The sequence below is a fragment of the Flavobacterium sp. MDT1-60 genome (assembly GCF_014844035.1).
GTDB lineage: Bacteria > Bacteroidota > Bacteroidia > Flavobacteriales > Flavobacteriaceae > Flavobacterium.
Genome location: NZ_CP062159.1, coordinates 1,340,444 through 1,353,543 on the forward strand (window position 1 = coordinate 1,340,444; position 13,100 = coordinate 1,353,543).

Genomic DNA, 13,100 nt, shown 5'->3' on the forward strand with positions numbered 1-13,100 from the left:
TGAAAATTGGGGTTTAAAACAGAAAACCCGACAGGTCTCAATAACTTGTCGGGTTCTGAATATTTATAAGAAAACGTATTTCTTAGTTTTCCATGTAAGCTTCGATAGGAGCACAGCTGCAAACTAAATTTCTGTCACCGTATGCATCATCTACACGACGAACTGATGGCCAAAATTTATTTTCAGCAATGTATTCTAATGGGTAAGCTGCTTTTTCTCTAGTGTAAGGGAAATCCCAGGAATCAGTAGTTAACATTGCCAATGTATGAGGTGCATTTTTTAATACGTTGTTTTTATCATCGGCTGTTGCGGCTTCAATTTCTTTTCTAATTGAAATAAGAGCATCACAAAAACGATCTAATTCTGCTAAATCTTCAGATTCAGTAGGTTCAATCATTAAAGTTCCGGCTACAGGGAAAGAAACAGTAGGAGCGTGGAAACCATAATCCATCAAACGCTTAGCGATATCACCAACTTCAATTCCATTTTCTTTAAAGGAACGACAATCTAAAATCATTTCGTGAGCGGCTCTTCCGCATTCTCCTGTATAAAGAATTGGGTAGTGTCCTTCGAAACGGGCTTTCATGTAGTTAGCATTCAAAATAGCATGCTCTGTAGCACTTTTTAATCCTTCAGCACCCATCATTGTGATGTAACCGTAAGAAATTAAACAAACTAAAGCCGACCCATAAGGTGCAGATGAAATAGCTGTAATAGCTTGTTCGCCTCCTACTTTTAAGATTGGGTTTGTTGGTAAAAATGGAACTAGTTTTTCGTTCACACAGATTGGTCCAACTCCAGGCCCTCCTCCTCCGTGAGGAATAGCGAATGTTTTGTGTAAGTTTAAGTGACAAACGTCAGCGCCAATAGTAGCCGGGTTGGTTAAGCCTACCTGAGCATTCATGTTGGCACCATCCATATATACTAATCCGCCATTGTCGTGGATTAACTTAGTAATTTCAATAATTGAAGATTCGAAAACTCCGTGAGTTGAAGGATAAGTTACCATTAAACAAGATAAATCATCTTTATGTTCAATCGCTTTTTCTCTTAAATCTTCTACATCAATGTTTCCTTCCGGAGTAGTTTTAGTAACAATGATTTTCATTCCGGCCATCGCTGCAGAAGCAGGATTGGTTCCGTGAGCTGATGAAGGGATTAAACATACATTACGGTGACCTTCGTTTCTTGACAAATGGTAAGCACGGATAGCCATTAAACCAGCATATTCTCCCTGAGCTCCTGAGTTAGGCTGCAATGTTGTTCCGGCAAATCCGGTAATTACATTTAATTGCTCTTCTAATTTTTTAAGCATCGTGATATAACCTTCAGCTTGCTCTACTGGTGCAAAAGGGTGAATGCTGTTCCAGTTTGGCATTGATAAAGGCAGCATTTCTGAAGCTGCGTTTAATTTCATCGTACAAGAACCTAATGAAATCATCGAATGATTCAATGATAAATCTTTTCGCTCTAATTTTTTGATGTAACGCATTATCTGACTTTCTGAATGATGATTGTTGAATACATCATGCGTTAAGAAAGAAGACGTTCTTTCTAATGAAGCAGGCAATTGACTTGCAGCAGTTAATTCAGAAACGGTAAAAGTTTCTTTTCCTAAAGCTTCAGCAAAAATGGCAATAATTTGGTTGATGTCGGCAATTGAAGTTGTTTCGTTGAATGAGATAGAAATTGTATCGGCATCAACATAGAAGAAGTTTACTTCGTTTTTCTCGGCTATAGCTTTTACTTTTTTAGCGTCTGCTTTTACCAAAATGGTATCAAAGTAAGCCGTATTGGTTTGGTAAACTCCTAATTTATTTAAAGCTTCAGCAGTAGTAACCGCCGATGCGTGAACTTTGCCTGCAATGTATTGTAATCCTTTTGGTCCGTGGTATACAGCATACATTCCGGCCATAACGGCTAATAAAACCTGAGCTGTACAAATATTTGAAGTTGCTTTTTCACGTTTAATGTGCTGCTCACGAGTTCCTAGGGCCATACGTAAAGCGCGATTCCCATTAACATCGATAGAAACTCCGATAATACGACCTGGCATAGATCGTTTGTATTCTTCCTTAGTTGCAAAATAAGCAGCGTGCGGACCACCATAACCCATTGGTACACCAAAACGCTGTGTAGTTCCAACAACTACTGCTGCTCCCATTTCTCCTGGAGAAGTTAAGGTAGCTAATGATAAAATATCAGCAGCAAAGGCTACTTTGATTTCATTTTCTTTTGCTTTAGCAACAAAAGCAGTATAATCGTTTACCTGACCATATTTTCCTGGATATTGTAAAATCGCTCCGAAGAACTCATTTGAAAAATCAAAGGTTTCGTGATTTCCAACGACTAATTCAATTCCAACTGGAGTTGAACGTGTTTGCAATATTGATAAAGTTTGTGGTAAAATTTCTTCAGAAACGAAGAATTTGTTTGTGTTGTTTTTCTTTTGGTCACGTGTACGAACATCAAATAATAAAGACATTGCTTCAGCAGCAGCTGTACCTTCGTCAAGTAAAGAAGCATTGGCAATTTCCATTCCCGATAATTCAATAACAGTAGTTTGGAAATTTAAAATAGCTTCAAGACGACCTTGAGCAATTTCTGCCTGATAAGGTGTGTAGGCTGTATACCATCCTGGATTTTCGAAGATATTTCTTTGAATTGGAGCAGGAACGATAGTTGGATGATATCCTAAACCAATATAGGATTTGAATACTTTATTTTTCTTTCCTAATTCCTGTATATGATTTGCGAATTCGTACTCTGTCATTGCAGGATCTAAATTCAAAGGCGCTTTTAAACGAATATCGTCCGGAAGGGTTTCATAAACAAGTTGTTCAATAGATTCAACACCAATTGTTTGTAACATGTGTTGAAGATCTGTTTCTCTTGGGCCAATGTGTCTTAAAGCAAAAGCATCTGTTCTCATTTGTAGCTATCTAGTTTTTTAGTCAATGTAATTAGCAATGTAAATTCCCAATTAATCACGAATTACAAAGGTTTATTACATTTTATAGTAAATGTGTTGTTTTTTTGTGGCGCAAAATTAAGTATTATTAATAATTTAATGGGTATTTTTAACTTCAATTTTTATGAAATTTATAACCAAAGAGTTGATTTGTTACTAATTGATTAGATTTGAGATATGAAATTTTTGAAACAGATATTAGATTTTTACCTGAATAGCAGTATTCATGTGGCTTTATCGTGTTATGCTTTGGTGAGGGTTACGTTTCATGTGTTTCATATTCAGTATGATGAAGCCATGGCGTTGTTCGTTTTTTTCGGAACAATTGTGGGATATAATTTTGTTAAATATGATGCATTAGTTCGTGTTAAAAAAAAACCGATCGGAATTCAGCTGAAAATTATAGCCGTTTTAAGTTTCGTTTCGCTGATTTTGGTTGGCTATTATTTTTTCCACTTACAACGAATTACTCAAATTGTTTCTGTTGGGATATTTGCGGTAACGGCACTTTATACACTTCCGTTTTTTCCGAATCGTAAAAATGCCAGAAATTGGGCCGGTGTAAAAATTTATATTGTTGCACTTTGTTGGGTTGGAGCGACACTAGTTTTGCCTTTAATAAATGCCGAGATACCTTTTACAGCTAACTTCTTTATCAAATGTATTCAGCGTTTCGTATTGGTTTTTGTGCTGATTTTGGTTTTTGAAATTTTGGATCTGGCAAATGATGACCCGCATTTAAAAACCGTTCCGCAAACAATTGGAGTTAGAAAAACCAAAGTTTTAGGTTTTTTATTATTGATTCCGTTTTGGATTGTGGGTATATTAAGCTTTACGTTTCATGAACTTTTCATAAACCTTATCATGGTAATTATGCTCATGCTATTTATAGCATTTGCGAACCCAAATCGTTCTAAATATTACACTTCTTTTTGGGTCGAAAGTGTTCCGATTTTTTGGTGGCTTATGATTGTTTTTCTTTAAGGTTTTTAATCCTATATTTGAAAATAAATAGGTCTATATGCAAAAAGATGTTTCTTTTTTTGGAATGAAATTTACACAACCGCAATTTATTTTGTTTTTCTTCGCATGGATGTTTTTTCTGGCTTTTATTTGGCCGTTCATTATCGGTTCTTATCTTGGAATGTCAGTTTTGGTATGCGGACTTTCTATTCTTTTTGTTGGTTTGCTTAACCGCTTATTCGGATTATTGCTGCTGGTATTTTATTTTTTAAATAAATCACTTATTAGATACTATCAAAATTTTATGATGGTACTTACGTCCATTTTGGCCACTTTGATTTATAGCCATTTTGTGCCAATGAATTTCTATACTTATATGGCGCATCTTTTGGTTAACACTTTTACTGTTTTTTTAATCCATGATTTTTTCTTCAAAAAAGGCGGTATCGAAGATGAGATTATTACTTTGGATGATGATAATTAGATTTCACAAACTTCTTTTAAGGTTTTGTTTCTTTCTAAGAGAAATTTAAGCAAATGTTTTTCGAGAAATAAAATGTCAAATAATTCTCCAAACATTCCAAAAGGCGTTTCATATTGCAATTTGTCTTTCATGATTGTGATTCCGTTTTCTTCTTCAAAAAAATGTTCATGTTTGAAGGTTTTGAATTTACCGCGTTCCATTTCATCCACAAAATAATCATGCAGCTTCATTGTTGTGATTCTGCTTTTATGAGTAAGATAAAATCCGAAATGTTTGCCACGCCAGGTTACTGTTTCATTTAAATTTATTAATCCTGATTGTGTTCCGGCAATTGCTTTTTCTTTTGATTTACTTGCAGATTGTTGATGAATGTCGATATTTCTTGAAGCATCGAAAACGATTTGTTTTGATGCTTTTATTTTTGTTGTGAGGTTTATCGTTGTCATTTGACTAATTAGATATTAAGTCCCAGCAGGACGCCATATTTATAGATTTGTAAGTGCTACAGGAATAAAACCCCGGCGGGGTGAAATGTTCTAAGAATAATTAGAAACCAAAGGTGTCGCTCCGCTGGAGCTTAAATGAACGACACAATTTTATGTTTTTCTATAAATATTACGCTCCTCTGGAGCTACCGGAAAATAATAAATCATTTGCTTAACAAATTTTCAAAAGCATTATCAATATTTCCAAACTTAAATTTAAATCCATTCTCTAAAAGTCGTTTCGGAATCACATTTCTGCTTTTCAAAACTAATTCAGTTTCCGTCCGAATGAAAAAAGATCCAATTTCTAATAAGAAAGTGTTCATCGGAATTCCGAATGGAAAACCAACTGCTTTTCGAAGTTTGATCATAAAATCAGAATTTGGAATTGGTTCTGGAGAAACAACATTTATAACTCCGGTTATTTCTTTCTGAATAATAAAATCAATTGCATTGGCAAAATCTTCTTCATGAATCCAGCTTATAAATTGATTTCCTTTTCCTTGTTTTCCTCCAAAACCAATCTTTGCCAAAGTCTTTAATGGAATAAAAGCTCCCCCGTTTTTTCCTAAGACAATTGAAGTTCGCAAAGCGGTTTTTAAAGTCTTTGGCGTTTCGGTTTTAAAGAATGCTTTTTCCCAGGAAAGGGCAACATTTATAGAAAAGTCATTTCCGATTTCGCCATCAATTTCATCCATTTGTTTGTCTAAAGAAAAACGATAAATTGTTGAAGTTGATGAATTCAGCCAATGTTTCGGTGGATTTTGACAGTTTAAAACAGCTTTGTTCAAAATCTTCGTGCTTTCAATTCGAGATAATAAAATTTCTTTTTTGTTCTTTTTAGTATATCGGCAATCAACAGATTTTCCAGCGAGATTGATTAAAACCGTTGCGTTTTCTAATTCGGTTTCCCAACCAGAAAAAGTTGTGACATTCCAGTTTACATATTTTATCCCATCAATTATTTGAGATTTTCCTCGGGTCAGAATTACGATTTCTTCAAATTTATTTTTGAAGTGATTGACTAAAACTTGTCCTAAAAAACCTGTTCCGGCTGCGATTATGAGTTTTTTCATTTTGTTTTTTTTAGCCACGAATTACACAAATTTTCACTAATTTATATAGTCAATTTGGAAAGTAATTCGTGAAAATTTGTGTAATTCGTGGCAAAACTTTTAGTAAAAAATTATGCTTTAAAAACTAGTCTTTCTTCTTGTTGTACTTCTTTTGCTTTTCTTTTTCCTCTAAAGAAAAAATATAAGTTGAAGAATAACATGATACCAAGATAGATAGAAAATCCTCCAATTTTGTAGCTTAATCTTTCGATCAATTCCTGATAATTGTTGTCATATAAGTGCATTTCCAGAATCATTAGAGCAAAGCCAATATTTAAAAGATAAAATCCGGTTTCAAAAAGTTTGTTAGTTGCTTCTGCAATATCTTCTCGACCTTTAAAAATGTCAAGCATAAAGATTTTTCCATTTTTAAAAAGTGTTTTAGAAACATAATAAGTAAGGAATAAAGCAATTGGTAGATAAATGGCGTAACCGATTAAGATTTTTGTAGTTTCCATGATATTTAATTTAAGATGTTATTTAATTAATTTATGAATGTACTTGGTTAGAATAATGATGTTGAGATAATGTAATATCGAAATGATGAAAATGATGATTGCAGTTTTTATCCCGATTGTTTCTACAAGATTGGGTAAGGTTGATATCTTTTGCCAGGAAATTAAAGTCATTGCACAATAACCAATGTTGAGAAGGTAATAAGCCAAAAGCAAAACCTGATTTATTTTTTGACAGATATCGGCATGATTTGGAATGAGTTCTGCTACATAAATGTTTCCGTTCTTGTAGCATATTTTTCCAACTTTCAAAATGATAAAAATCGTAATGGCGAGGTACATAAAGTATCCAATGATGTTGAGGTTCATGACGATTATTTTTATTGGTTAATATTCATAATTTAAACCGCGTTGCGTAAAAAGGTCTGCAATTTCCAATTTGCGTTTGTTTTTTACTTCAATTGCTGATCCTTTTGCAAGGAAAATTGAAGTTGGAATGGTAGTTTCTAAAAACTCAAAATCATTACCGTAATTTTCCTGAAAATCAATATGAACTTTATGATTTAGAATTTTAAATTGTTCCCATATCGGATGTTGAACTTCATACTCAAAAGTGGTTTCGTTATCAATTTTAGTATAACCAAAATAATGTTCTGTAATAAATTCAGCCTCAGAACCGATTTCAATTTCTATTGGATTCTTTTCCGTTTCTAATTGAATTGTATTCCATTGTTCCTTATTTTTCCATTGATAGATAAAAGTTTGCGTATCATCATCTTCAATAATTTCATGTTTCATTTTCTGAGATTCATAATGTTCCTGATATAAAGTGTTTGCAATGAATGTAATCGCTTTTTTGGGAACAATTTCTTTTATGAAAACTACGCCGCGTTTCCATTCTCCGTTTTCAAATCGTTTTACATAAAATCTAAGATTTACTTCTTCAAAATTTACATGAAACGGAATTTTTACTCCCAGAACTTTGGTGTTTTTAAACATAAAACCAACCAGACTTACATAACATTTGTTGTTCCAAATATCGATTTCAGTTCCTGCTGGAATATATTTTTCTAAGATTTTAGCATCTACCACGTAATTAAAAAGTGCTAAGTTTTTCCATTCTGCTTTTAGAAATGAATCAGAATCAATATTTGCTGTCAGAAAATAGAAGTATGTTGCTACTAACATAGGGAACACAAAAAAGCAAATGAAATTTCCAAAGTCATTTCCGAATTCAAAATTGGCGGGTATTAATAAAAAAGAGATCAAAACTAAAAGCCAGTAAAGTTGAATTTTTCTCTTTTTTTCTTTGTTAAGCTCCTTCATTTTTGTGAGTAAAATAATTCCGATTGTTATTTGGACAATCCCCAATACTATTTGGAATAACATTCCAAAATATATTAAGACGTAAAGTCCAAGAGTTGTGAAATAGAATATTTTGTTGATTTTGTGTAGGTTGGTAAAAGTTATCATAGTTATTGTTTGTTTTAAACTTTCAGAAAAAAATGAAAGTTTTAATTAAATTTTTTTACTTCATAATTTTTAGAACCAAACGTCCTAACCAGTTTTCATTGAATTCTGTCATTTTATCTAACATATTGTCTGCTTTTAAAACGAAGTCATACAGTTTAGAAGTTTGATCTACAAAGTGTTTTTCTTCAGCTGAATCTTTTGCTTCAATTGTCGAAACTTCTTTTAAGATTTTAAGGGCAGGTTTGATTTCTCTCTTACTTCTTTCTCTCGAAATTTTTACCGCTAATTCATCTAAATCTTTTTCGGCAGTAAAAAATTCTCTTCTTTCTCCGGCTTTGTATTCTTTATAGACTATTCCCCAATCCATTAAAGCTCTAAGATTCATGCTGGCATTTCCGCGCGAAATCTGCAATTCATCCATAATGTCTTCCATCGAAACAGCTTCGTTCGAGACCATTAATAAAGCATGGATTTGCGCCATGGTTTTATTAATTCCCCATTGAGAACCCAATGCTCCCCAGGTTTGTACGAACTTATTTTTTGCTTCTTTGAATTCCATAGATCAAATGTAAGCAAAAGTTTTTAAACTTTCAAAAATAAATGAAAGTTTATTGTCTTGTTTTTTAAAAATTATTTTCAATTTGGTTAAATGAGGTGCTTTTAAAATGGAAAATTGCTTTATACCTTTCTTTATCTTATTCATACCTAATAATTTCCATTCTGTGACATTTTAATAAACAAGCTTTTTTATTTGATATAGTTTTGAAATAGAAATAAAGTCAAAATCTATTATTTAAGGGTTTTCTGAAAAGTTTCTTGACTAGGAAAATTTCAAAAGTTAATAGAATTGATAATTGTACAATTAGAATCTAAAAACTCATTAACTGATTCTGCAGGTCGGAAAATGAGAAAACCGTTAGTATTAAAAATATAATTCTGTTCAACGATGTAAATGAGATTTTTATCTCAAACAAAAATGAAAAGTACAGCTTGTTTGATAGGATTGTCTGTTTGATTACTAATATAATTTTAGTGGAATATAAACCGCAAAATTATTTTGGGGTATTTTATAAGAAATTAAGAAGGCCTCAGATAAACACTATGTTTAACTTAAAAAATTTAATGATGAATGATCTATTAATTAAAAATGAATTAGGTACTTCTCCAATAGCCACTGCGAGAAGTAACGATCCAGTAGGAGCCCATGATCTGCGTGTAACGAATCTTGACCCTGCAGTACGAATTGCAATAGGGACAGAATATATGGTAGGCCTGGATGATGGTACAAATATGATACCTCGTACTTGTACTGCAAAAGCTGGAACTAACGCAACATTTACCAGATAAATAAAAGTTGGTTTCAAAGCAATAAAAAAACAGACTGTTCGCATTCAGAAAAATAATGTGAGGAGTAACCCGAAAAGCCTTATGAGTAGGGACAACAAATCAAAAACATATATTATGGCAACTTTTAGCACAACAATCAACATTAGTCCGGAAGACGTAAAAATTTTAAAAAGTGAAGGATATTCTTTATATGGATTCAAATCAGTAGCTGCATCTGGTGATGGTTCTCCTACAGTTTGGTTTAATTTACCAGCTGAAAAATTATTAGGGAAAACAAAAATTACTTGGGAAGAAGATTTTCAGGCTTACAATTCTACAACTACAATAGCGCCAAAAATTCAAATCGAAGCCAGTAATACTATTGATACTGATTTAGGACAATTAATAACTATAGAAAAAGGTTCAGGTAATTTAGATTCTAGTACAGACGGTGTTGAAGGAGCTGTTTCTTTCCTTAACAACGACAGTCAAAGATTTACAGTTGGAATTAATCAGGTGGTAAACGGAAGTTCAAATATTTTGTGTGCATTTCCAATTTTGGGAGCAGGTTCATCAAGAGTTATTACACCTATTACAAAAATTGCTTTGATTTTTTCTACAGAACAAATCTTAACTGCAACTGTAATCACTAAAGCAATGTCTGCTGGTGCATTTATTAACCTTACAGGTGTTACTTCACGAGATACTACTTATACTGTAAACGACGGCTGGAGCGCAGGCGGAGCTACATGGTTGAAAAACTTTAATGCTTTTACTGACTTAAAAAAGTTGTTAATTGAAAATGTAAGCTCAGAAGAAAGAGCAATTAGTGAAAAATACGCTGCAGTCTAGTTTATTGCATTGGGGGTTGAATTACTCTTCATCTTATTTGATGAAGAGTAATTTTTTATAAATTAACTTAAATAACAATAAATGAAGAATTCATTAACAATCAATTTTTCTCAGGAAACTGTAGAAATATTAAATAGTGAAAAATATACCTTATGTTGTTTTCTCGCGTGTGAGCCTGCAAACCCTTTGTCATTTACTCCTTTATGCTGGAATGTTACTAAAGATTTTTTGAAGTCTGTTTTGATAGAATGGGAATTTAATTTATGTTCCTATTTATCTACCAGTGTAATTGAAGACAATAAAATTATATATATTGCTCCATTAGAGGCTTCAATATCTAAGTCGACAGCTAAGTTTAAAAGTGTTGCTGGTTCAACTTATGAGATTGAACTGAAACAACGAATGTTAATTGAGGATAATGGTAAGGTTTCAATTGATACTCAAAATACTTTACAAAATGTATTAATTCAAAATGATTCAAGTATTGCGTATGCTACGGGAATCTGTATCTACAGTAATACCGATGAACAATACTACGGCAATTGTGTTTTTAATACTTATGGAAATAATAATATTAAAGTTGCCCCTGTCAATAAAATATTTTTAATGTTTAGTAGTGAGGATATTCAAAATAATACTGTCATTCTTAAATCTTACAATCCAGGAATACTGATCGATTTAACTACAAGTGAAGATAATTCCCGAACCGTCTCTTATGATATTAATACTGGGTGGAATTCAAATAATCAGGTTTGGGTAAAACCATTTCCAACAGATAGCAGTCTGAAAAGTATATTAATTTCATGATTTTTGGAATCCTTTTAGTGAATAATAAGTATGTTTTGTTGAATTTACATATATTCATGAAAAGAGTCTATCTGAAAAAAAACCGAAGTATTGCTACCTCGGTTTTAATCTAAAATCTAAGATCTGAAATTATAACAATCCCGCTCTTTTCAACAAAGCTTCCGGTTTTGGTTCCTGACCTCTAAAACGTTTATACAAAATCATCGGATGTTCTGTGCCTCCTTTTGAAAGTATATTGTCTTTAAATTTTGTTGCTATTTCTTTATTGAAAATACCTTTTTCCTGGAAATATTCAAAAGCATCCGCATCCAAAACTTCTGCCCATTTGTAGCTGTAATATCCAGAAGAATATCCACCTTGAAAAATATGTGAAAAGGCCGTACTCATTGCGTTTTCTTTTACATCAGGATATAATTGTGTATTAGCAAATTGTTCTGTTTCGAAAGCTTTTAAATCGGTAATATTGGTTGGATCTTGTCCGTGCCATGCCATGTCTAACAATCCAAAACTCAACTGACGCAAAGTCGCTAATCCTTCCTGAAAACTCGCACTTTCTTTGATTTTCTGAACATATTCAATCGGAATAATTTCTCCTGTTTCATAATGGTTCGCGAACAAAGCCAAAGCTTCTCGCTCGTAACACCAGTTTTCCATGATCTGACTTGGTAATTCTACAAAATCCCAAAAAACAGACGTTCCGGATAAACTCGGATACGTTGTATTAGCCAACATTCCGTGTAATCCATGACCAAATTCGTGGAATAGAGTTGTCACTTCATTAAAAGTCAGCAACGAAGGTTTCGTTTCTGTTGGTTTTGTAAAGTTGCAAACGTTTGAAATATGTGGTCTTTCGTTTACGCCATCTTTTATTGATTGTGATTTGAATGAAGTCATCCAGGCACCATTTCTTTTTCCTTTTCTTGGAAAAAAATCAGCGTAGAAAATTGAAACTAAATTATTATCAGCATCTCTTACTTCATACGTTGTAACTTCTTCGTGGTATTTATCGATGTCAAAGACTTCGGTAAAGGTTAAACCAAATAATTTGTTAGCAACAGTAAATGCTCCATCTAAAACTTTTTCTAACTGAAAATACGGTTTTAGTTTCTCATCATCCAAATTAAAAAGCTGTTGTTTTAATTTTTCAGAATAATAAGCGCCGTCCCATTTTTCCAATTGTTCGATTCCGTCTAGCTCCTTTGCAAAAGCAGTCAATTCTGCAAATTCTTTTTGAGCTGCGGGTTTTGCTTTTGCTAATAAATCATTTAAAAAAGAGAAAACTTTCTCCGGACTTTGCGCCATTCTTTCTTCCAGAACAAAATGGGCATGCGTTTTATAACCTAATAAATTAGCTCTTTCAAAACGCAGTTTGGCAATTTTTAACACATTTTCCTGATTGTCGAATTCGTTATTTTGAAATGATCTTGCCCCAAAAGCAATCGCCATTTTTTTACGTAATTCGCGATTATCCGCATAAGTCAAAAATGGAACATAACTTGGATGATCTAAAGTGAAAATCCAGCCTTCTTTGTCTTTTTCCTTTGCTAATAATCTCGCAGCTTCAACAGTTCCTTCCGGTAATCCTGCCAAATCACTTTCGTTAGTCAAATGCAATTCGAAAGCATTGGTTTCTGCCAAAACATTTTCACCAAACTGTAAACTCAGCTTTGATAATTCCTTGTCAATTTCGCGTAATTTATCTTTTTTATCTTCTGGTAAATTGGCTCCGTTTCTGGAGAAACTTTTATACTTTTTATCTAAAAGTGTTGTTTGTTCCGCAGTTAGGTTCAAACTTTCTTTTTGCTCGTAAACGGCTTTTATTTTCGTAAATAAAGCAGCGTTCAGTGTAATATCGTTTCCGAATTCAGACAACAAAGGCGAAACTTCCTGTGCGATTTTCTGCATTTCGTCGCTCGTTTCGGCTGAATTTAAATTAAAGAAAATACTTGAAAGACGATCTAGAATATCGCCGGAAAAATCCATAGCAACAACTGTGTTTTCAAAAGTTGGCGCTTCCGGATTGTTTACGATGGCATCAATTTCGGCTTTAGCCAAAGTAATTCCTTCCTGAAAAGCTGGAACGTAATCTTCGATTTTAATTTGCGAAAAAGGTGCTGTGTTATGTTTGGTGTCGAATTTTGAAAGTAAAACGTTCATTATGATATACTA

Annotated in this window: 13 protein-coding genes; 5 read left to right on the forward strand and 8 right to left on the reverse strand. The window is 33.1% G+C overall.

Features of this window, described 5'->3' with window-relative positions; genetic code table 11:
* Positions 1–82 precede the first annotated feature (82 nt).
* Positions 83–2,932, reverse strand: a complete 2,850-nt coding sequence (gene gcvP / locus IHE43_RS05490) for an aminomethyl-transferring glycine dehydrogenase (RefSeq protein ID WP_192187042.1) — start codon at positions 2,930–2,932, stop codon at positions 83–85.
* Positions 2,933–3,148: 216 nt separating this feature from the next.
* Here gcvP and IHE43_RS05495 point away from each other — a divergent pair, with 216 nt between their 5' ends.
* Together IHE43_RS05495 and IHE43_RS05500 are read left to right on the forward strand one after the other, a co-directional pair.
* On the forward strand, positions 3,149–3,955 hold the full coding sequence (locus IHE43_RS05495) for a hypothetical protein (RefSeq protein WP_192187043.1): 807 nt from the start codon (positions 3,149–3,151) through the stop codon (positions 3,953–3,955).
* 37 nt (positions 3,956–3,992) lie between these two features.
* Positions 3,993–4,418: a hypothetical protein gene (locus tag IHE43_RS05500; RefSeq protein WP_192187044.1), complete on the forward strand. Its 426-nt coding sequence runs from the start codon at positions 3,993–3,995 to the stop codon at positions 4,416–4,418.
* Here the strand turns inward: IHE43_RS05500 and IHE43_RS05505 are convergent.
* From IHE43_RS05505 to IHE43_RS05530, 6 genes are all read right to left on the reverse strand, one after another.
* The gene (locus IHE43_RS05505; RefSeq protein WP_192187045.1) at positions 4,415–4,864 is read right to left on the reverse strand and encodes an SRPBCC family protein; all 450 of its coding nucleotides are present in this window, start codon (positions 4,862–4,864) and stop codon (positions 4,415–4,417) included. The genes IHE43_RS05500 and IHE43_RS05505 overlap by 4 nt on opposite strands.
* A 203-nt stretch (positions 4,865–5,067) precedes the next feature.
* On the reverse strand, positions 5,068–5,979 hold the full coding sequence (locus IHE43_RS05510) for a TIGR01777 family oxidoreductase (protein ID WP_192187046.1): 912 nt from the start codon (positions 5,977–5,979) through the stop codon (positions 5,068–5,070).
* Positions 5,980–6,089: 110 nt separating this feature from the next.
* Positions 6,090–6,476: a hypothetical protein gene (locus IHE43_RS05515; RefSeq protein ID WP_192187047.1), complete on the reverse strand. Its 387-nt coding sequence runs from the start codon at positions 6,474–6,476 to the stop codon at positions 6,090–6,092.
* 18 nt (positions 6,477–6,494) lie between these two features.
* Entirely contained in the window at positions 6,495–6,842 is a 348-nt protein-coding gene (locus tag IHE43_RS05520) for a hypothetical protein (RefSeq protein ID WP_192187048.1), read from the reverse strand.
* Between the two features lie 18 nt (positions 6,843–6,860).
* Positions 6,861–7,661 (reverse strand): YqjF family protein, encoded by an 801-nt coding sequence (locus IHE43_RS05525; RefSeq protein ID WP_192187049.1) that lies wholly within the window; start codon positions 7,659–7,661, stop codon positions 6,861–6,863.
* A gap of 340 nt (positions 7,662–8,001) precedes the next feature.
* Positions 8,002–8,505 carry a GbsR/MarR family transcriptional regulator gene (locus IHE43_RS05530; RefSeq protein WP_056189131.1) on the reverse strand — a complete coding sequence of 168 codons (504 nt, stop codon included), beginning with the start codon at positions 8,503–8,505 and terminating at the stop codon, positions 8,002–8,004.
* Between the two features lie 566 nt (positions 8,506–9,071).
* Between IHE43_RS05530 and IHE43_RS05535 the strand changes: the two genes are divergently transcribed.
* The 3 genes from IHE43_RS05535 to IHE43_RS05545 all read left to right on the forward strand — a co-directional run bounded on the left by IHE43_RS05535 (position 9,072) and on the right by IHE43_RS05545 (position 10,931).
* Positions 9,072–9,293: a hypothetical protein gene (locus tag IHE43_RS05535; protein WP_192187050.1), complete on the forward strand. Its 222-nt coding sequence runs from the start codon at positions 9,072–9,074 to the stop codon at positions 9,291–9,293.
* 114 nt (positions 9,294–9,407) lie between these two features.
* Complete coding sequence (locus IHE43_RS05540) at positions 9,408–10,124, forward strand: hypothetical protein (protein WP_192187051.1); 717 nt, start codon at positions 9,408–9,410, stop codon at positions 10,122–10,124.
* Positions 10,125–10,205: 81 nt separating this feature from the next.
* Complete coding sequence (locus tag IHE43_RS05545) at positions 10,206–10,931, forward strand: hypothetical protein (protein WP_192187052.1); 726 nt, start codon at positions 10,206–10,208, stop codon at positions 10,929–10,931.
* A gap of 129 nt (positions 10,932–11,060) precedes the next feature.
* On the opposite strand, the gene IHE43_RS05550 is transcribed toward IHE43_RS05545, so the two are convergent.
* Positions 11,061–13,088, reverse strand: a complete 2,028-nt coding sequence (locus IHE43_RS05550; RefSeq protein WP_192187053.1) for a M3 family metallopeptidase — start codon at positions 13,086–13,088, stop codon at positions 11,061–11,063.
* Positions 13,089–13,100 lie beyond the last annotated feature (12 nt).